17 protein-coding genes are annotated in these 19,318 nt (G+C 67.5%); 14 read left to right on the plus strand and 3 right to left on the minus strand.

Annotated elements, in window-relative coordinates:
• The first annotated feature begins 64 nt into the window (after positions 1-64).
• The 12 genes from ACVN9Z_RS27715 to ACVN9Z_RS27770 all read left to right on the plus strand — a co-directional run bounded on the left by ACVN9Z_RS27715 (position 65) and on the right by ACVN9Z_RS27770 (position 11,963).
• Positions 65-526: a GDP-mannose mannosyl hydrolase gene (locus tag ACVN9Z_RS27715; RefSeq protein ID WP_197541492.1), complete on the plus strand. Its 462-nt coding sequence runs from the start codon at positions 65-67 to the stop codon at positions 524-526.
• Positions 523-1,953 (plus strand): mannose-1-phosphate guanylyltransferase/mannose-6-phosphate isomerase, encoded by a 1,431-nt coding sequence (locus ACVN9Z_RS27720; RefSeq protein WP_024069820.1) that lies wholly within the window; start codon positions 523-525, stop codon positions 1,951-1,953. The genes ACVN9Z_RS27715 and ACVN9Z_RS27720 overlap by 4 nt, the downstream gene beginning before the upstream one ends.
• Entirely contained in the window at positions 1,946-2,353 is a 408-nt protein-coding gene (locus ACVN9Z_RS27725; protein WP_006387742.1) for a VanZ family protein, read from the plus strand. The genes ACVN9Z_RS27720 and ACVN9Z_RS27725 overlap by 8 nt, the downstream gene beginning before the upstream one ends.
• Before the next feature lie 10 nt (positions 2,354-2,363).
• The gene (gmd, locus tag ACVN9Z_RS27730) at positions 2,364-3,473 is read left to right on the plus strand and encodes a GDP-mannose 4,6-dehydratase (protein WP_006387741.1); all 1,110 of its coding nucleotides are present in this window, start codon (positions 2,364-2,366) and stop codon (positions 3,471-3,473) included.
• Between the two features lie 6 nt (positions 3,474-3,479).
• Positions 3,480-4,433 carry a GDP-L-fucose synthase family protein gene (locus ACVN9Z_RS27735; protein ID WP_110135197.1) on the plus strand — a complete coding sequence of 318 codons (954 nt, stop codon included), beginning with the start codon at positions 3,480-3,482 and terminating at the stop codon, positions 4,431-4,433.
• A 67-nt stretch (positions 4,434-4,500) separates the two neighbouring features.
• On the plus strand, positions 4,501-5,817 hold the full coding sequence (locus tag ACVN9Z_RS27740) for a lipopolysaccharide biosynthesis protein (RefSeq protein ID WP_006387739.1): 1,317 nt from the start codon (positions 4,501-4,503) through the stop codon (positions 5,815-5,817).
• A 20-nt stretch (positions 5,818-5,837) separates the two neighbouring features.
• Entirely contained in the window at positions 5,838-6,740 is a 903-nt protein-coding gene (locus tag ACVN9Z_RS27745) for a glycosyltransferase family 2 protein (RefSeq protein WP_006387738.1), read from the plus strand.
• Positions 6,741-6,818: 78 nt separating this feature from the next.
• Positions 6,819-8,111 (plus strand): O-antigen ligase family protein, encoded by a 1,293-nt coding sequence (locus ACVN9Z_RS27750; RefSeq protein ID WP_020928831.1) that lies wholly within the window; start codon positions 6,819-6,821, stop codon positions 8,109-8,111.
• Complete coding sequence (locus ACVN9Z_RS27755; RefSeq protein ID WP_458212884.1) at positions 8,104-9,234, plus strand: glycosyltransferase; 1,131 nt, start codon at positions 8,104-8,106, stop codon at positions 9,232-9,234. The genes ACVN9Z_RS27750 and ACVN9Z_RS27755 overlap by 8 nt, the downstream gene beginning before the upstream one ends.
• A 13-nt stretch (positions 9,235-9,247) precedes the next feature.
• Positions 9,248-10,135 carry a glycosyltransferase family 2 protein gene (locus tag ACVN9Z_RS27760; protein ID WP_006387735.1) on the plus strand — a complete coding sequence of 296 codons (888 nt, stop codon included), beginning with the start codon at positions 9,248-9,250 and terminating at the stop codon, positions 10,133-10,135.
• On the plus strand, positions 10,132-10,692 hold the full coding sequence (locus ACVN9Z_RS27765; RefSeq protein WP_458212885.1) for a WcaF family extracellular polysaccharide biosynthesis acetyltransferase: 561 nt from the start codon (positions 10,132-10,134) through the stop codon (positions 10,690-10,692). Before ACVN9Z_RS27760 ends, ACVN9Z_RS27765 begins: the two co-directional genes overlap by 4 nt.
• Positions 10,689-11,963 (plus strand): glycosyltransferase WbuB, encoded by a 1,275-nt coding sequence (locus ACVN9Z_RS27770; RefSeq protein ID WP_024069821.1) that lies wholly within the window; start codon positions 10,689-10,691, stop codon positions 11,961-11,963. The genes ACVN9Z_RS27765 and ACVN9Z_RS27770 overlap by 4 nt, the downstream gene beginning before the upstream one ends.
• Positions 11,964-11,975: 12 nt before the next feature.
• Here the strand turns inward: ACVN9Z_RS27770 and ACVN9Z_RS27775 are convergent, their stop codons facing one another.
• The 3 genes from ACVN9Z_RS27775 to ACVN9Z_RS27785 all read right to left on the minus strand — a co-directional run bounded on the left by ACVN9Z_RS27775 (position 11,976) and on the right by ACVN9Z_RS27785 (position 15,859).
• Positions 11,976-12,638 carry a response regulator transcription factor gene (locus ACVN9Z_RS27775; RefSeq protein ID WP_020928834.1) on the minus strand — a complete coding sequence of 221 codons (663 nt, stop codon included), beginning with the start codon at positions 12,636-12,638 and terminating at the stop codon, positions 11,976-11,978.
• A gap of 308 nt (positions 12,639-12,946) precedes the next feature.
• Positions 12,947-13,693 carry a response regulator transcription factor gene (locus ACVN9Z_RS27780; protein ID WP_026384896.1) on the minus strand — a complete coding sequence of 249 codons (747 nt, stop codon included), beginning with the start codon at positions 13,691-13,693 and terminating at the stop codon, positions 12,947-12,949.
• A gap of 564 nt (positions 13,694-14,257) precedes the next feature.
• Entirely contained in the window at positions 14,258-15,859 is a 1,602-nt protein-coding gene (locus tag ACVN9Z_RS27785) for a glucosamine inositolphosphorylceramide transferase family protein (RefSeq protein ID WP_006387730.1), read from the minus strand.
• Positions 15,860-16,216: 357 nt separating this feature from the next.
• On the opposite strand from ACVN9Z_RS27785, the gene ACVN9Z_RS27790 reads away from it, so the two are divergent.
• Together ACVN9Z_RS27790 and ACVN9Z_RS27795 are read left to right on the plus strand one after the other, a co-directional pair.
• Entirely contained in the window at positions 16,217-16,888 is a 672-nt protein-coding gene (locus tag ACVN9Z_RS27790; RefSeq protein ID WP_006387729.1) for a TetR/AcrR family transcriptional regulator, read from the plus strand.
• Between the two features lie 59 nt (positions 16,889-16,947).
• Entirely contained in the window at positions 16,948-19,296 is a 2,349-nt protein-coding gene (locus ACVN9Z_RS27795; protein WP_006387728.1) for an acyl-CoA dehydrogenase, read from the plus strand.
• The last annotated feature ends 22 nt before the right edge of the window (positions 19,297-19,318 follow it).

A 19,318-nucleotide genomic window follows, 5' to 3' on the forward strand; every position in this document is an offset into this window, starting at 1 on the left:
CTGGCCCCCTTTCGCCCCGCCACGCGCCCGCTGCGCGCCCGCGCCGGCGACCCAGCCGCCCGGCCTGCTGGCCGAGAGCGATTTCCGCCGCGCGGTGGAGATGCTGCCGCTGGTGTCCATCGACTTGCTGCTGCGCGATGCCGAAGGCCGCTACCTGACCGGCTTGCGCAGCAATCCGCCGGCGCAGGGTTCGTGGTTCGTGCCGGGCGGCCGCATCCGCAAGAACGAGACGCTGCCGCGCGCGCTGCAACGCATCGTCCGCGAGGAACTGGGCCTGACGCTGCCGCCGCAGGCCTGGCGCCCCCGGGGCGTGTACGAACACTTCTATGGCACCAATTTTGCCGGCGAGGCCGGCCGCTCCACCCATTACATCGTCCTCGCCTATGAGGCGGAACTCACGCTGGACACCGCCAGCCTGCCGCTGGGCCAGCACCGCCGCTACCGCTGGCAGCCCGCGGCGGCCATCGCCGCCGATCCGGGCGCGCACCCCTACACCCAGGCCTACTTCAAGGAGTCAGCGCCATGACCAATCCTCATCCTCCGTATCGGGCCGTCATTCTCTGCGGCGGGTCCGGCTCGCGCCTGTGGCCGCTGTCGCGCGAGCTGCTGCCCAAGCAGTTCATCCGTTTGACCGATGACCGCAGCCTGCTGCAGAACACCCTGCTGCGGCTGGGGTCCGCCGGCGCCCAGGCGCGCCCCATGCTGGTCTGCAACGACGCCCACCGCTACATCGCCGCCGAGCAGGCCCTGGAACTGGACATCCACGACGCCGAAATCGTGCTGGAGCCGTATGCGCGCAATACCGCGCCCGCCATCGCCGCGGCCACGCTGCGGGCGATGCGCGACGGCGAGGATCCGGTCATGCTCATCATGCCTTCCGACCATGTGCTGGAGGATGGCCCGGTGCTGGCGGCGGCCTTCGCCCAGGCCTACCAGGCCGCCCGCCAGGGCGCGCTGGTGACCTTCGGCATCACCCCGACCGCGCCACTGAGCGGCTACGGCTACATCCAGGCGGCCGAACCCGGCGCCATGACGCCCGCCCGCAAGGTGCGCCGGTTCGTCGAAAAGCCCTCGCCCGAAGTGGCGCAGCGCTTCATCGAGGACGGCAGCTACTACTGGAACAGCGGCATGTTCGCCTTCCAGGCCTCGGTCTTCCTGGCCGAACTGGAACGGCTGGCGCCGCGCATCCTCGAACAGGTCCGGGCGGCGGTGGCCGCGGGCCATGGCGAAAACGCGCTGTTCCAACTGGACGGCCCGGCCTTCGAGGCCTGCCCGAGCGACTCGATGGACTACGCCATCATGGAACGCACCGACAGCGCGGTGGTGATTCCGCTGGCCGCGCCGTGGAGCGACGTCGGCGCCTGGGACGCGGTCTGGGGCATCGCCCGCAAGACCGCCGAGGGCAATTCCACCACCGGCGACGTGATGGTCGAGGACTCGCGCAACTGCCTCATCCATTCGACCAGCCGGCTGGTGGCCTCGGTGGGGCTGGACGACATCGTGGTGATCGAAACGGCCGACGCCGTGCTGGTCGCCCACAAGACGCGCTCGCAGGACGTCAAGCGGCTGGTGGAGGCCTTCAAGGTGCAGCACCGCAGCGAACTGAACCACCACCGCGAGGTGCAGCGCCCGTGGGGCTCGTACGACTCGGTCGGCCAGGGCCCGCGCTACCAGGTCAAGCGCATCACGGTGAAGCCGGGCGCGCGCCTGTCGTCGCAGATGCACCACCACCGCGCCGAGCACTGGGTGGTGGTGTCGGGCACGGCGCGCATCTACAACGGCGACAAGCAGTACCTCCTGACCGAAAACCAGTCGACCTACATCCCGCTGGGCGAGGTCCACAGCCTGGAGAACCCCGGCAAGATCCCGCTGGAGATCATCGAGGTGCAATCCGGCGCCTATCTGGGCGAGGACGACATCGTCCGCTTCCAGGACATGTACGGCCGTGTCTGAGCCCCGGCGCGCGGCCTCATCCTTCTGGCGGCCGGGCCTGGCGCGGATCTGCCTGCCGCTGGCGGCGCTGTTCTTCGCCACGCTGGTGACGGTGGGCAACCTGCCGGGCCTGGCCGCCGAGATGTCCGACGCCTTCGGCGACAAGCGCCTGCACCTGGCGGCCTACGCCTTCCTGACGGTGCTGGTCTACCTCTCGGTGCAGCGGCGGCCGGGCCTGACGGCGCTGCTGGCCGTATCCGCCCTGGGCGCGCTGGATGAAGGAATCCAATCCTTTTTTGCCTATCGACAGGCCGAACTCTTAGACCTTTTGGCCGATATCTCTGCGGCGGGTGCGACAGTAATCTCGTTGAACATCGGTTCCGCAGCCTTCGGCTCCTTTCGTGCAGTGACTAAGTCTTAAGGATAAAACCATGCCAAAACGGGCACTGATTACCGGCGTCACCGGCCAGGACGGCGCTTACCTGGCCGAGTTCCTGCTGGCCAAGGGCTATGAAGTCCACGGCATCAAGCGGCGCGCGTCGCTGTTCAACACCGCGCGCATCGACCACCTGTACCAGGATCCGCATGACCAGCCGCGCAACTTCGTGCTGCACCACGGCGACATGACGGACTCGTGCAGCCTCATCCGCATCGTGCAATCGGTCCAGCCCGACGAGATCTACAACCTGGCGGCGCAGAGCCACGTCGGGGTGTCGTTCGAAGAGCCGGAGTACACCGCCAACGCCGACGGCCTGGGCACCCTGCGCCTGCTGGAAGCCATCCGCATCCTCAAGCTGGAGGACAAGGCGCGCTTCTACCAGGCCTCGACCTCGGAGCTGTACGGCCTGGTGCAGGAAACCCCGCAGAAGGAAACCACGCCGTTCTATCCGCGCAGCCCCTACGCCGCCGCCAAGCTGTACGCCTACTGGATCAGCGTGAACTACCGCGAGGCCTACGGCATGTATGCCTGCAACGGCATCCTGTTCAACCACGAATCCCCCAAACGCGGCGAAACCTTCGTGACGCGCAAGATCACCCGCGGCCTGGCGCGCATCGTGCTCGGCCTGCAGGAATGCCTGTACCTGGGCAACCTGTCGGCGCTACGCGACTGGGGCCATGCGCGCGACTACGTCGAAATGCAGTGGCTGATGCTGCAGCAGGACACGCCGGAGGACTACGTCATCGCCACCGGCATGCAATACAGCGTGCGTGAATTCATCAATACGGCGGCGCGCGAGCTGGGCATCCTGCTGGCGTGGGAGGGCGAAGGCCTGGAGGAAACCGCCACGGTGCTGTTCAGCCCGGTGCACGACATCAAGCCGGGCCAGGTCATCGTGCGGGTCGACCCGCGCTACTTCCGCCCCACCGAGGTCGAGACCCTGCTGGGCGATCCGACCAAGGCGCGCGAAAAGCTCGGCTGGTCGCCGCGCACCAGTTTCGCCCAGCTGGTCAAGGAAATGGTGGAAAGCGACCTGAAGGACGCCCGGCGCGATGCGCTGGTGGAACAGAACGGCTACGAAATCTACGCCTACAAGGAGTAGTCCGCCATGAGCAACCTGGACCAACGCGTGTTCGTGGCGGGCCATCGCGGCATGGTGGGCGCCGCCCTGGTGCGCGAGCTGCAGGAGCGCGGCTACCGCGACATCATCACGCGCAGCCACAGCGAACTGGACCTGGAAAACCAGAACCAGGTGCACCGCTTCTTCTCGACCACGCCGGTCGACGTGGTGTACCTGGCCGCCGCCAAGGTCGGCGGCATCCTGGCCAACCAGAACCATCCGGTGGATTTCCTGTACCGCAACCTGATGATCCAGTGCAACGTGATCCGCGCCGCCTACGCGGCCGGCGTGCGCAAGCTGCTGTTCCTGGGTTCGTCCTGCATCTATCCGCGCGAGGCGCCGCAGCCGATCCGCGAGGACGCGCTGCTGACTGGGCCGCTGGAAGCCACCAACGAGCCCTACGCCATCGCCAAGATCGCCGGATTGAAGCTGTGCGAAGCCTACCAGCGCCAGTACGGCGCGCGCTTCATCTGCGCCATGCCGACCAATCTGTACGGGCCGCACGACAACTACGACCTGCACAGCAGCCATGTGCTGCCGGCCCTGATCCGCAAGTTCCATGAAGGCCGCGAGGCCGGCCAGGACAGCGTCACCCTGTGGGGCAGCGGCAAGCCGCTGCGCGAGTTCCTGTACGTGGACGACCTGGCGCGGGCCTGCGTGATGCTGATGGAAACGCCCGCCGCCGAGGGCATCTACAACATCGGCGCCGGCGAGGACCTGTCGATCGCCGAGCTGGCCCGGGTGGTGGCGCAGGTAGTGGGCTACCAGGGCCGCGTGGACTACGACGCGAGCAAGCCCGACGGCACGCCGCGCAAGCTGATGGATTCGTCACGGGTGCGCGAGCTGGGCTGGAAACCGGAGATATCGCTGATCCATGGCGTGACGCTGGCCTACGGCCACTTCCTGCGCGAGCAGGCGCGCCAACCGCTGCCCGTGGCCTGACGGCCTGTGCGAGGCTCCTTTCAGTGTGAACAGGCCCTAACCACGCCTATCGAGAACAGGCATTCCGATGTACCGACTCATCAGAAAGCACGTCGCCGGCAATGCCTCGTTCTGGGGGCTGGTGGAATACGGCATCGGCCCGGTCGCGGCGCTGGTGGCGCTGCCCATCCTGTTCCGCCAGCTGGGCACGGTGGGTTTCGGCCAGTACTCGATGATCATCGCGCTGGCCGGCTTCGGCAATGCCGCCAACCTGGGCGCCGCCGTCACCGCCACCAAGCTGGTGTCCGAACGCATGCACGAGCCGGGCGGCGCCTACCGCGCGGCCGGCGTGGCCATGTCGCTGATCGGCTGCGCGCTCGGCGTGGTAACGCTGGCGGCGGCATTGCTGTGGCTGGCGGTGCGCTGGGGCTGGCCCGCCGCCACCTTCGGCGGCGTGGCGGTGACGCTGCTGGCGATGCCGGCGCTGGCGGTCTACCTGACCCAGCAGTACGACCAGTTGATGTCCGGCTGCCTGAAGGGCCGCGAGGATTTCCGCGCCACCGCGCTGTGCGAAGTCTTCAGCCGCAGCGGCACCATGGGACTGGCCTGCGTCGCCGCCTGGCTCACCGCCTCGCCCACCTGGACCGGCCTGGCCCAGGCCGCCGGCCTGCTGCTGGCCGGGTCGGTCAAGATGCGGGTGTTCGCGCGCCGCTATGGCCACGTGCTGGTGCGGCCGGTGCGCGACCGCGGCGCGATGCTGGACGCCTTCCGCTTCTCGCGCTGGTCCTGGCTCAACAGCCTGAGCGCGCTGGCCTTCGGCTCGGTCGACCGGGTGCTGGTGGGCAGCCTGATGGGACCCGCCGCGCTGGCCATCTACACCGTCGGCGTGCAGGTCGGCCAGATGATCCACACGGCGTCCGTGGCGATTTTCCAGAAAGCCATGCCGCGCGTCAGCCGCCTGTCCGCCGCGCCGCCGCATCCGGGCGCGGCCGAAGAGGAAATCCGCCGCCTGATGCTGTGGAACCTGGCGCTGTCGGCCGGCGCCACGGTCGCGGTGCTGGCGGTCAGCCGGCCCCTGCTGGACCTGCTGCTGGGCCACGCCCTGGCCGACGGACACCTGGGCACCTTCCGGCTGCTGATCGCGGCCTCGGGGCTGCTGTCACTGAACGCCGCGGCCCATTTTTCGCTGCTCGGGCTGGGGAACTCCCGCGCCGTGGCGATTCTCAACGGCCTGGGCGGCCTGGCCATGCTGTGCATCATGGCCGCCCTGGTGCAGGCGGCGGGCGAGCATGCCGCGGCCTGGGGCCGCATGGCCTACGCGGCGATCACGCTGGCCGGCGTGGCGCTCGCCATCCGTCAATCCCGGCCAGACTACCCCGGCGCCCTGCCTGCGGCCACCCGGTAGCCACCATGTTGAGGTCTTATATGCGCAAGCGTCACACCGAATACTCGCGCCAGCTCATCGATTTCGTGCGCGAGTTGCGCCCGCCCGCCCCCATTGCCGCTGGCCTGCTGCCCAAGCTGACCATCGTGACCCCCTCGTACAACCAGGCCCGCTTCCTGGAGCGGACCATCATCTCGGTGCTGAACCAGGGCTATCCGCGGCTGGAGTACATCATCATCGACGGCGGCTCGACCGATGGCAGCGTCGACATCATCCGCAAGTACGAACGCCACCTGACCTATTGGGAAAGCATGCCGGACCGCGGCCAATCGCATGCCATCAACAAGGGCTTCGAGCGCGCCACCGGCGACTACGTCGGCTGGCAGAACTCCGACGACCTGTACTATCCCGGCGCGCTGCGCAAGCTGGGCGCGGCGGCGGCCCGCGGCCGGGCGCCGATCGTCAGCGGCAACCTGTTCGTGGCCGATGCCGACAACCGCATCTTCCGCAAGATCCACTACACCCCGGTCAACCGCGGCACGCTGACCGTGGTCAAGGCCTCGATCCCGAACCAGTCGGCCATCTTCCGCCGCGACCTGCTGCGCAAGCACGGCCTGCTGCAGGAGAGCATGCGCTACTGCATGGACCTGGAATTGTGGAGCCGGCTGCTGCGCGAAGGCAGGAACCTGATCGTGCCCGACGCCATGGGCGTCTACACCGCCCACGACGAGACCAAGACCGCGCTGATGCAGGACGTGCTGCTGGAGGAACGCGAACAGATCGTCGACCGCATCCGCCGCACCGAGCCGGGCATGGGCAAGCTGTACGGCCTGTCGTGCCGCGCCTCGCAGGTGGCGGCGCATGCGCGCCAGGGCGACCTGTCCTACCTGGTGGAGAAACTGGCGATCAAGCTGTTCGGGCGCGACGACTGGGCCGCGCACTAGGGCCCGTTGGCACTGAAAGGAGCCTCGCCCAAGCCCGCGACATCCCCGACCCAGCCCCTTCCCCGCCATGGAGCCGTCATGCATCCGCACCGCCGCCTTTCCACGCTGCACCTGCTGGGCCTGTTCGCGTTCACCGCGCTGGCGCTGAACGACGACCATTTCATCCTGGGCGTGGGCAGTTTCAAGCTGTCGCCCTTCGACCTGCTGTTCGTGGCCATCCTGGTGGTCAAGGCGCTGCGGCTGGCGGACCCCGCCGCCTATGCCCTGCCGCGCGGCGCGCTCGGCATGCTGCTGGGCCTGCAGGTGCTGTCGGTGATCTACCTGGTGCTGGTGTCGCTGCACCATCCGGGCATCGAGACCGGCGACGTCGCGCGCGACCTGCGCATCGTGTTCTATTTCCTGTGCACGCCGTTCCTTTGCTACAAGGACATCGACGGGCCCGCCGCCTACGCCGTGTTGCAGAAGTACATCGTGGCGGCCTGCCTGGCGGTCGCCACCCTGATGCTGCTGGAACAGTTGCAGGGCTTCAGCGTCGCCAACCCGTTGCGCAACGTCCGGCTGGGGGTATGGGCGATTCCGTTCGGCGTGGTGTCGCTGCTGTACTTCCGCAAGACCCTCAACGTGTCCGGGCCCAAGGCCTATGCGCTCACCGTCTACATGCTGCTGGCGCTGGTGTTCTCGCTGAACCGCAGCCAATACCTGCAGCTGATGGTGGCGGTGCTGATGGCGGTGATGCTGGCCTCGGGTTCCGAGGTGCGCCGCCGGGTGGTGCTGATCTTCGCCCCGGCGGCGGTCGCCGGCATCCTGGTGTTCGCCAGCATCGGCTACCTGGACGTACTGACCAACCGCGTCTTCAGCGTCGAGCGCCTGGACGAGGACTCCAGCTACGGCGCCCGCATCCAGGAAATGCAGGGCCAGATGGATTCCTTCGCCGAGAGCCCGGTGTTCGGCAAGGGCGCCGGCTTTCGCAGCTGGGTGATGGGCGAGAACGGCTTCGAACTCAGCACGTTCGCGCACAACTCCTGGGCCTTCTACCTGATGAAGTTCGGCATCGTCGGCACCGTGATGATCATGCTGCCGCCGCTGCTGATCCTGCTGCTTTCGCTGTTCCGGCGCTACGCGCACCCGGGGCTGGAGCTGCATCGCCGCTACCTGCTGGCCACCGCGCCGATCTATATCTTCGTCGACTCGCTCTCCGGCGGCCTGGCCTACGCGCCCAAGACCGCCTTTACCGGCTTTCTGCTGTGCTACTGCCTGTCGTTGATACGCAATGCCCGGGCGCTGCCCGTGCCCCGGCCCGCGGCCGCGGCCTCCAGCCAACGCCCGGTCGCCGCGCGCCGGGCTCCACCGCGAGTAATGCCCCATGCCTGATGTCCTGTTTGTCGCGCCCGACCTGCACGGCGGCGTCGGAAGATGCGTCGCCTTCATCGCCGACGCCTTGCCCGAACGCGGCGTCGACGCCTCGCTGTTCCTGCTGCGCTCGCGCAACCGCGAATATCCGGTCGCCAACCCGCGCGTGACGCGGGCGCTGCCCGTGGTGGAGTCGCCCGCCTCGCTGCGGCTGATGCTGCCGCTGGCGTTTGCGCGGCTGCTGGCGCAGATCCGCCGCGAGCGGCCGGCCATCGTCTGCTCGCACGGCCTGCTGTGCAACATGCTGGTGGTGCTGGCCAGGAAGATCCTGCGCGGCAACTTCGCCACCGTCGCCTTCGAGCACAGCAGCCCGGCGATCCACTATGGCGCCTCGCGCATGCGGCGCCTGAAGTGCTTTCTGGTGAGCCAGACCTATCGCCGCCATGACGCCGTCGTCGGCGTTTCGCGCGGGGTCAAGGAAGACCTGGTCAGCATGTTCCCGCCGCTGCGCGGCAAGGTGCGCACCATCTACAACGGCGTGCCGCTGGACGACGTGCGCGAGCAGGGCGCGGCGCGGCCGGCTCCGGCATCCGACGCGGCGCCGTATCACGTCGTCGCGGTCGGTCGGCTGGAGGCGGTCAAGGACTACGCGACCCTGATCGACGCGGCCGCGTTGCTGGACGATCCCGGCATCCGCTTCACCATCCTGGGCGAAGGCTCGGAACATGCCGCCCTGCAACGGCGCATCGACGCGCGCCCCTCGCGCAGCCCGGTGACCCTGGCCGGCCACATCGACAATCCGTTTCCGGTGATCGCCGGCGCCGGCGCCTTCGCCCTGACCTCGGTGCGCGAGAGTTTCGGCAATGTGCTGGTGGAGGCCCTGTGCCTGGGCATTCCGGTCATTTCCACAGATTGTCCGCACGGGCCGGCCGAGATCCTCGATTCCGGCCGCTACGGGCTGCTGGTGCCGGTGGGCGACGCGGCGGCCCTGGCCGCGGCGGTGCGCCGCCTGGCTTACGACGGCGACATGCGCGCCAGGCTGGCGGCCGACGGCCCCGGCCGCGCCGACGCCTTTTCACTAGATCGGCATTGCCGCGACGTCATCGAGCTGTTCCAGCCGCTGATGCAGCGCGGCGCGTCCTGAACAGGAAAGCATTATGTCCAAGATACCGGTATCCGTGGTCGTCATGACCAAGAACGAAGAACGCAACATCGTCAAGTGCCTGAAGGCGCTGGCCGACTTCGACGAAGTCTTCGTGGTCGACTCCGACAGCACCGACGCCACCTGCGCCCTGGCCACCGCGCTGGGCGCCAGGATCAGCCATTTCCAGTGGAACGGCAAATACCCCAAGAAAAAGCAATGGTGCCTGGAACAGCTGCCCTTCACGCATCCGGTGGTGCTGTACGTGGACGCCGACGAAGAGATGACGCCCGAACTGGCCGCGGAGATCCGCGCCACGCTGCCGCGCTTTGCGGCCGGCGCCGGCGGCGCCTTCGTGCCGTTCGACTACGTCTTCTGCGGCCGCAAGCTGCGCCACGGCCATCGCGTCTACAAGCTGGCGCTGCTGGCGCGCGAGCGCTCGCGCTTCCTGGACTACGACGACCTGGACGTGGCCCACATGTGGGAGGTCGAGGGCCACTACCAGCCCCAGGTGCAGGGCGAGACCTTCGCGCTGCGGGCGCGCATGGTGCACAACGACCATGATTCGCTCTACCACTACTTCGACAAGCACAACCGCTACTCTGACTGGGAAGCCAATCTGCGGACAAAGGGCCTGATGAACGATCCGCGCGAGGCCAACGTGGGCGCGCGGGCGCTGCTCAAGCGCCTGTTCCAGGCCATGCCGTTCAAGGCGCCGGTGTCGTTCCTGCATTCCTACCTGCTGCGCCTGGGCTTTCTCGATGGCCGCGCCGGTTTCGACTACGCCGTGGCGCGCGCCATGTACTACTGGCAGATCCGTATCAAGACCGAGGAAATCCAGCAGGCGCGGCGCGCCGCCGCCGCAGACTCGCAAGGCGATGCCCTGCCCGGAGCCGCCAAATGAGCGCGCTGCAGCGGCTCGACCGTTTTTCCCTGGCGCCCGGCCAGCGCGGCCGGTCCGCGCTCACGGTGCAACTGTGGTGGCTGGTGCAGGGCACGCTGTTCCGCTGGTCGCCGCAGGTCGCCTATGGCTTCCGGCGCTGGCTGCTGCGCTGCTTCGGCGCGCAGATCGGCCGCAAGGTGCTGATACGGCCCAGCGCCACCGTGACCTATCCCTGGAAAGTGGACATCGGCGACTACGCCTGGATCGGCGACGACGCGGTGCTCTACAGCCTGGGCCCCATCCATGTCGGCGCGCACGCGGTGGTATCGCAGCGCAGCTACCTGTGCGCGGCCGACCACGACGCGGCGCGACCGGATTTTCCGCTGCGCGAGCGCGCCGTGCGCATCGAGGACGGCGCCTGGGTCGCGACCGACGTGTTCGTCGGCCCGGGCGTCACAGTGGGCCGCGAGGCCGTGGTGGGCGCGCGCAGCTCGGTATTCCGCAGCCTGCCGCCCGCCATGGTGTGCCTGGGCAACCCCTGCCGCCCCGTCAAACCGCGCGTGGCGCCGCCGGCATGAAAATCCTCCTGTACGGCATCAACTACGCGCCGGAACTGACCGGCATCGGCAAATACAGCGCCGAACTGGCCGAGTGGCTGGCGGCCCGCGGCCATGACGTCAGCGTGGTCACGGCGCCGCCCTACTATCCGCAATGGCGCGTGCATGACGGCTACCGCGCGGGCCGCTACCGCAAGGAAACCCGCGCCGGCGTCACGGTCAGGCGCGCGCCCCTGTGGGTGCCGGCCCGGCCCGGCGGCGCCAAACGCCTGCTGCACCTGGCCAGCTTCGCCCTTTCCAGCCTGCCGTCGCTGTTGCGCGCGGCCGCCGGCCGGCCCGACCTGATCCTGGTGGTCGAGCCGGCCCTGTTCTGCGCGCCGGCCGCCTGGCTCGCCGCGCGCCTGTGCGGGGCGCGCGCCTGGCTGCACATCCAGGACTACGAGGTCGACGCCGCCTTCGACCTGGGGCTGCTCAAGGGCGCCTGGCTGCGCGCCGCCGTGCGGCGCGCGGAACGTTGGCTGATGCGGCGCTTCGATCGCGTGTCGACCATTTCGGGGCGCATGCTCGACCTTGCCTTGTACAAGGGCGTCGAACCGGACAAGGCGGTGCTGCTGCCCAACTGGATCGATGTCCACGCCATCGCGCCGGACCGCGCCGGCGACCTGCGCGCCGAACTCGGCATCCCGGCCGATGCGGTGGTGGCGCTGTATTCCGGCAACATGGGTGGCAAGCAGGGCCTGGAGACCTTGGCGCAGGTGGCCCGCCTGCTGGAAGGCGACGAACGCCTCTGGTTCGTCTTCTGCGGCCAGGGCCCGGCGCGGGCGCCGCTGCAGGCGCAGTGCCAGGGACTGGCGCGGGTGCGCTTCCTGGACCTGCAACCCGCCGAGCGCCTGGCGGCGCTGCTGAACACCGCCGACATCCATCTGCTGCCGCAACGCGCCGGCGCGGCGGACCTGGTGATGCCGTCCAAGCTCACCGGCATGCTGGCCAGCGGCCGTCCGGTGGTATGCGGCGCGGCGCGCGGCACCGAGCTGGCGGGGGTGGTGGCGCACTGCGGCCTGGTGACGCCGCCGGAGGACGCCGTGGCCATGGCCGAGGCGGTGCGCAAGCTGGCCGGCAATGCCCAGGTCCGCGAAACGCTGGGCGCCGCGGCCCGCCGCCATGCGCTCGATCACCTGCACGTGGACGCGGTGCTGGTGGCCGCCGAACGCGAATTCGCCGCGGTCATCGGCCCCCGCGCGGCGCCCGCGCCGCAAGCGGCCGATGGCGCGCGCCGCGACGCCGGCCGCTGAAGCCGCGGCCCGCTACGGCGTGTCGTCGCGCTTGCCCGCCGCCGCGTCGTTGCCGCGCACCAGGCCCATCTGTACCGCGATGTAGGCCGCCTCGGCCTGGTTGCGCGCATTCAGTTTCCAGTACAGCGTGCGCGCGTGGCTCTTCACGGTGGCCACGGAAATCCCCACCTGCTGGCCAATTTCGCGCATGGTCTTGCCCTGCACCAGCAATTGCAGGATCTCTTCCTGCCGCTGGGTCAGCTCGCGCAGTTCCTGCAGCGGCGCATGCGCGGTCGCCAGCGGGCGCGCGGTGGGTTGCGGATAGCACTCGCCTCCCGCCAGCACCAGGCTGACCGCGGCGGCCAGCGCGTCGGGGCTGGAAGCCTTGGGCAGATAGCCGGCCACTCCCGCGCGGGCGCAGGCCGCCATCACGCTCTGGTCCAGCACCGAGTACAGGGCCAGCACCAGGCGCGGCATGAATAGCGCCATGGCCTGCGACAGCAGGCCGATGTCGGGTTCGGCCACGCCGCTGCAGCCGATTACCAGCAATTCCACCGGCCGGTTGATCGAACCGGGCATGTTCACAAGATGGGCTGGCGAGATCGCCAGAATGTCCTCGGCGTTCCGTACCCGCTCCAGCACATGCTGGATGGCGACACGAAGCAGAGCGTAGTCTTCGATTAGAACGGTTGTCATCCCGGGGGGAACCTTGTGACGCAGGGCCCAGACACGGTTCCCATGGCCGGGCTGCGCACGGCTGCGACGCTGGTTCCAGCGCGTCGCCAGGCTCACGGGAATCTCGTCCGCCGCGCGGCATCGTCAGGGCGGGCATTGTGATTCGCCATTTCGATCCATGCTTGCGGACACGACCCATGCTATCAGCGGCTACGTTCGCTGAATCTCGTTCAGGAGGATGATTGGAGGAGGAATGCTGCGGCACGGCGACCGCCGATGCTGCAGGATCTACGCCCTAGGCGGGATGGCGGGGCCGGCCCGCCAGGCCCCTATCCCAGCTTGCGCCCGTAAAGCTGGCCCGCGTCGACTTCGCGGCCGTTGGGCTCGTGCCATTCCAGCGTGGCGCCGCGTTGCAGGGCCGCGTACACGGCTTCGCCCTTGTTCTTGACGTGCAGGCGCTGGTACAGCGTGCAGGCATGCGTCTTGGCCGTTGCGACCGAGATATTGAGCATGCGGCTGACCGTCTTGATCGGATAGCCCCGTGCCAGCAGCACCAGCACTTCGTACTGGCGCGGCGTGATCTGCAGCAGCTGAGCGCCGGCGCTGACCGGCATGGTGCCCTTGGCGCCCTCGTCGACATCGCGCGCCGGCAAGGCGCACGCCGCCTGCGAAGGCGACTGCAAGGCCTGTTCGCTTGGAAAGCACTGGCCGCCCGCCATGACCAGGCGGATCGCCGCTTCCAGGATTTCCACCGATGCCGTTTTCATCAGGCAGCCGTAGACGCTGGCGCCGGGCAAGCCCTGCACCGGCATCGGCAACGGCATGACATCGGTCAACAGCAGAATGCGCTTCGGGCTGAGTTCGCGCTGGATTTCATGCAAGGTGCTCCAGGCTTCCTCGCTGTCCACGGGCAGGCCGTAGATCAACAGATCGGCGCCCGCATGCGCGCCGTTGGCCTTGGAAACATCGGCCAACCCCATCCCCTCGATTTCCCACACATCGTCCAACTTGCTCAGAATCTGCCATAACCCCAGCCGCAAGAGCGGATGGGCTTCAATCAGGACCATCTTGGCCATGGTGTCCTCCCGGTTGTTCAACAGGCCTAGAAGGGATCTTCGCTGTGCTGAAGACTATTTTTTTCCAGCCCTCGCGGGGGTGGTCCGCAATATCCCGGAATATCTAATGACGCTGCACCGGGCCATTTGGGCTGGGAGACTTTCGTAGCCAACATAACGGATGGCATGAACCCATCTTATGGTTCGAAATTGGCAAAATCAAGACGCTTGCAGGCGATATAATCCGACAAAAACAGAAATCATTCGTTAGCCTTAATCACCCTCGTAAATCAGGATGAGGAACCGCCATCATCCTTTCATCCGCTAGGGTTTTTACCGAGATTCCCGGGCAGACCACGGCGCCCCGCCCTCTGTGCCGCCGGGCAAAGGCCCCGCCGGGACGCCGCGCTCAGGCCGGCGCGCGGCGCCGGCAGGCGCCATCGCCGCGGACCGCGGGAACGGCGGGAAGAGGTGGAATTCGCCGGCAGGCTTGTCGATATGTTTCCGCTGACACATTAAGCCCGGACATCGCCATCGCAATCGAAATATAGGTAACACTTTTATTTTCGCCCATCACGCCGTCATTTACTCCATATAGGCGAAGTCGAATACCGTATGACCGCCCTGGTGGTGCCAATGGTGCATTGAAGCATGGCGTTTTCTCAAAAAGCTGGCGTAATGGATTTCGCCATCCGTCTCGACGTAGGTGGACGGCGACAGCTCTTCGATCCGGTTCAGCGAGACGCCCTTGCCGTAGTGGCAGAAGCCTTGGTACTGGGCGCAGCGGATCACCTCTCCGCCAGGCGAGACAACGATTCCCGCGTTGCGGGCCCGCATGGGGTTGCGCACGATGGGGTTGCAGGCGTGCGGCGTCCAATGGCTGGACCGCGGCGAGTCGGCGAAAAAGGCGAACAATTCGTCGCAATGGCTCTGGCCGTCCGTGCGATCGATATTGGTTAACAGCCACCAGTATTCTCCGCGCTTGAAAATAATGGTATCGACGGCGGAAATATTCGTCATCAAGGTTAAGTCCAACTCCCATTTCAACGGAAAATCGGTGCATTTCCATAATTCTATGCTGCGATTTCCGCAGGTTTCCGGAACCATGTAGGTCACGCCATCGTATTCAAAAATATACGGAAACGATAAATGGTAGGGCAGATTCAAAGCCGTCCCCAAAAGCCGGAAAGCCCCGTCCGAGTAGGTCGCGACCGAAATCGTGCCCTTGCGGGAATTGAAATCGTAATCCTCGAAAAATATATATGGATTCTTGTCCTTGGTATATACGAAGGGATCCGCGAAAAATCGGCCCTTCGGTGGCTGCAATACCATCGCTTCGGAAATCACCGCCTGCTGCCGGGTCGAGGGAAACATACCAATGCGCCAGCGCACATTGCGTTTCATGACGCGCCGCACAATCAAATCGCCCATTAACCAGGCCTGGCGCGCGATGTAGGCGGCGCTGTCCCATTCGGCCGGATCGTCGCGGCGTTCGCCGCTCATGATCTGCATGCCCGGCGGCGCGGCGCCCGGCCGCGCCCGCGCCAACGCCTGCAAGGCGTCGTAGATCATGAAGTTGCCCAGGCTGAAGGCGCGGGTCTGGTTCTTGAGCCAGAACACTTCGGTATTGAAGCTGCGCTGGTCCAGCAACGCGTCCTCCTCGGCGCTGGCCCCCATGCGCCACAGTTTCACCGTGGTGTGGTCCGCGCGCTGGTAGACCTCCCAGAATCCCGCATAGCGGCTGGTGGACACGGCGATATCGGAATAGCTCAGCTGCCATACCCCCAGCCGCGCCCAGTCGGCCATGCGGGCGCGCAGCGATGGCAGGCCGCCCAGCATGATCACCAGGTCCAGGCCGAGCGCGGCCACGCCGTCATCGCGTCCGCCGTCGTCGGGATCGGCCGGCAGGGTCAGCAACGCCGTTGACGGCGGCAAGCCGTCGCGCATGTCGTGGCAGGCCAGCATCTGCCGTTGCCGGACGGGCAGCAGCCGCGACTCGAGCCGCGACAAGGTGCCGAACAGCGCCTTGGCGCTCAGGCGCGGCGCGGGACCGGTGGTCGCCTTTTCCAATACCAGCAAGGCCGAGAAATCGAAATCCTGGCTGCGCGCGAGCCACTCAGCCATGTCGTGGATCCAGCCGGGCTGGTCGGTCCCGTCCACCAACAGCCCCACTCTGTAGGTCGTCATTTCTCCTGCTCCTGTGTCAGGGCGATCTGGCCTGCGCCACCGGAACGGCGATCGGGCTCGCCAGCCGCATCCACGGTGCAACGCTCTCAAGTCCTCGCGCTGATACTGCGGCGTTTCGGCGAGGTCTTCCAGACGGCTTTCAACCTAGGGCGCTCGTCCGAGGACAAACGGCGCAGTGCCGTTTGGGCGAGGCCCGGCGCCCGTCCTCGGCCAACGGAACGGCCTCTCGTGCAAAGGAACGAGGCGGGTCGTCCGGGCCGCCTCGGGATTCAGGCGCACCAGCTAGGGATAACCACTATCGCCTGCCGGCACCGGGGCGCGCATACTCCTTTCAAACGAACGTTTGAATTCAACCTAATGCAAGAACTCAGATCCTCCAGCACCCGCGAATCGATCCTCGACACCGCCGAAGCGCTGTTCGCGCAGCAGGGCCACGACGGCACGTCCATGCGACAGATCACCGGCGCGGCCGGCGTCAACCTGGCATCGGTCAACTATCACTTCGGCTCCAAGGAGTCGCTGGTGCAGGCCGTGCTCAAGCGCCGCCTGGAAGTCCTGAACCGCGAACGGCTGCGCCTGCTCGACGAACTTGAAGCCCAGGCCCAGGGCAAACCGCTCAAGCCGTCGCAGATCGTCGACGCCTTCTTCGGCACGCTGCTGCGCCTGGCGGCCGATCCGGAGCAGGCCGGCAGCACTTTCCTGCCGCTGCTCGAGCGCACCATGACCGACCCGGCCGGCTTCATCCGCGCGCTGTTCGCCGAGGAATACGCCGACGTGCTCGAGCGCTACCGCAATGCCTTCTTCGCCGCCCTGCCCGACGTGCCGCGCGCCGAGATCGTGTGGCGTTTCCAGTTCATGCTGGGCGCCACCTCCTACGCCATCATCGGCACCGACCTGCTGCGCTCGGTGACCGGCTGGACGCTGGACGAAGCCGAGCAACCCGACAACCCCGAGCTGCTGCTGCCCCGCCTGATGAGCTTCCTGCTCGGCGGCCTGCGCGCTCCCCTGCCGCAGCATCCCGCCACTTAGGCCCCAGGGGTCAGCGCGGTGCGGCGGTTCCAGAAGATATCGAGAAAGGAGACAAGGAAATGAACGCAGTCATCGTCGCGCTGGTCGTCATCGCGCTGCTGGCCGTCGTCCTGCTGGGCGTGCGCCCGGTCAGGCGGGCCTTGCTGTCGGCGCCGATCTTCAATCTCTACCGCAAGGTGCTGCCGCAGATGTCGGACACCGAGCGCGACGCGCTCGAGGCCGGCACGGTGTGGTGGGAAGGCGAGCTGTTCCGCGGCCGCCCCGACTGGAAGCGCATGCTGGCCTATCCGCGCCCGCGCCTGACCGACGAGGAACAGCATTTCCTCGACCACCAGGCCGAAGAGGCCTGCCGCATGGTCAACGACTGGAACATCACGCAGGAACGCTTCGACCTGCCCGCCGAAGTCTGGGACTATCTCAAGCGCAGCGGCTTCCTGGGCATGATCATCCCCAAGGAATACGGCGGCCTGGCCTTCTCGGCCTATGCCCACTCCGAGATCGTGACCAAGCTGTCGACGCGCTCGTCGGCGCTGGCGGTGTCGGTGATGGTGCCCAACTCGCTCGGCCCCGCCGAGCTGCTGCTGCACTACGGCACCGAGGAACAGAAGAACCACTACCTGCCGCGCCTGGCGCGCGGCGAGGAAGTGCCGGCCTTCGCGCTGACCAGCCCCTGGGCCGGTTCCGATGCCGCCGCCATCCCCGACAGCGGCATCGTCTGCAAGGGCGAATGGCAGGGCCGCGAAGTGATCGGCATGCGCGTCAGCTGGGACAAGCGCTACATCACGCTGGCGCCGGTCTGCACGCTGCTGGGCCTGGCCTTCCGCCTGTACGACCCGGACGGCCTGCTGGGCGGCAGGAAGGACATCGGCATCACCTGCGCGCTGGTGCCGCACGACCATCCGGGCGTGGACACCGGCCGCCGCCACTTCCCGCTGAACGCCATGTTCATGAACGGCCCGACCCGCGGCCAGGACGTGTTCATGCCGCTGGACTTCATCATCGGCGGCCCGGCCATGGCCGGCCAGGGCTGGCGCATGCTGATGGAATGCCTGGCGGCCGGCCGCTCGATCTCGCTGCCGTCGTCCAACACCGGCATGTCCAAGCTGACGGCCCGCGCGGTCGGCGGCTACGCCCGCGTGCGCAGCCAGTTCCGCACCCCGGTCGGCAAGTTCGAGGGGGTCGAGGAAGCGCTGGCCCGCATCGGCGGCCACACCTACATGATGGACGCCGCGCGCAGCATGACCGCCGGCGCCGTCGACCTGGGCGAGAAGCCCTCGGTGGTGTCGGCCATCGTCAAGTACCACGTCACCGAACGCGCGCGCCAGGTCGTCAACGACGGCATGGACGTGATCGGCGGCAAGGGCATCTGCCTGGGGCCGTCCAACTTCCTGGGCCGCGCCTACCAGCAGATCCCCATCGGCATCACCGTGGAAGGCGCCAACATCCTGACCCGCAGCCTGATCATCTTCGGCCAGGGCGCGATCCGCTGCCATCCCTACGTGCTGGCCGAGATGCGCGCGGCGCAGTCGCCCGACCGCAGGCAGGGGCTGGATGATTTCGACCGCGCCTTCTGGGGCCACGTCGGCTTTGTCGCGCGCAACAAGCTGCGCGCGCTGGGCACCGCCCTGACCGGCGGCCGCTTCGTCGGCATCGACGCCGACGTCGCGCCCGAAATGAAGCGCTACTACCAGTTGCTGAGCCGCTATTCGGCCGCCTTCGCGCTGCTGGCCGACACTTCGATGCTGGTGCTGGGCGGCAGCCTCAAGCGCCGCGAGCGCCTGTCGGCGCGCCTGGGCGACATCCTGTCGCAGATGTACCTGGCCAGCGCCGCGCTCAAGCGCTTCGAGGACGAAGGCCGCCAGAGCGCCGACGCGCCGCTGGTGCACTGGTCGGTGCAGGATGCGCTGTTCCGCCTGCAGGACGCCATCGACGGCGTGCTGGAAAACTATCCCAACCGCCTGGTGGCGTGGAGCCTGCGCCGCATCGTCTTCCCCTGGGGCCGGCCGCAGTCGCTGCCGTCCGATCAGCTGGGCCAGGACGTGGCGCGATTGCTCATCAACCCCGGCGCGACCCGCGACCGCCTGACCGCCGGCTGCCACCTGCCCGCGACCGCCGACGAACCGGTCGGCGCGATCGAACAGGCGCTGGCCGCCACGCTCGAAGCCGAACCGATCGAATCGAAGATACGCGAATTCGAGAAAAGCGGCGCGCTCGAAGGCAACCCGCAGGCCAACGTGCGCGACCTGGCCGACGCCGTCTTTGCCGCCGGCGGCATCACCGCCGAAGAATATGCGGTGGTCAAGCGCCGGAATACCTTGCGCGACACCGTGGTGAAAGTGGATGATTTCCCTTTTGATCTCGGCATCACCGGCGCGGTCAAGCCCGTGGCCGAACGCAAGGCGGCCTGAGGCCCGTCCTCACACCAAGGAG

The sequence above is a fragment of the Achromobacter sp. KK8 genome, assembly GCF_054188005.1.